The 560-nt window shown below is 35.5% G+C and carries 1 protein-coding gene; it reads left to right on the forward strand.

Features of this window, described 5'->3' with window-relative positions; all coding sequences use genetic code 11:
• Positions 1-213 precede the first annotated feature (213 nt).
• The gene (locus RM190_RS23365; RefSeq protein WP_311761881.1) at positions 214-528 is read left to right on the forward strand and encodes a hypothetical protein; all 315 of its coding nucleotides are present in this window, start codon (positions 214-216) and stop codon (positions 526-528) included.
• The last annotated feature ends 32 nt before the right edge of the window (positions 529-560 follow it).

Consider the following 560-nt stretch of genomic DNA (forward strand, 5'->3'; position numbering starts at 1 on the left):
GAATGTGAATCAATCAAATTCATGACCTACTTGACATGGCAATAACTGAAATAAAAGCGAGAGGGGGTGAATAGATGGCATTGCTTATAGTGAACGACAGCATACACAAGAAAGTTAAAGAGTATGCTCAAAAGACAAACATGAAGATTCAGTACATAACGGATAACGCCATGTTGGAATATCTGGAAAAAAGAAAATTGGAAAGCGAGAAAAATGGAAAATAACATCATAAAAATTTATGAAAACAAAAAGGAAGTGCTTGAAAGTGCCAAATGTGAAATCTTTGGGGCATTAGAACCAAGCGAACTGATTGGAAGTGTATTTACCTTAACCAAGTTAAAAATGTCTCTTAAAAAGGCGGAAAATCAATTCAAGGAATTTTCAAAGCCTTATCAAGATGCCATCAAGTCGGCAAAAGAGGACTTAGATGAGTTGGAAAATGACATTAAGGCAAAGTTTTTGGAAACATACAAGGAAAGCGAAGTGATTGTGCCAAAAAGGCAATTCAACACTCAAACAGGCAAATGAGAGACATTGAAAGACGAAAATGGAAATGTGCT

Origin of the sequence: Paracoccus broussonetiae (assembly GCF_031854425.1) — a bacterium.
Lineage (GTDB): Bacteria > Pseudomonadota > Alphaproteobacteria > Rhodobacterales > Rhodobacteraceae > Paracoccus > Paracoccus broussonetiae.

What these genes read in the sequence shown, in the direction of transcription:
- RM190_RS23365 (WP_311761881.1), top strand. Translation starts at nt 214, where the DNA reads ATGGAAAATAACATCATAAAAATTTATGAAAACAAAAAGGAAGTGCTT.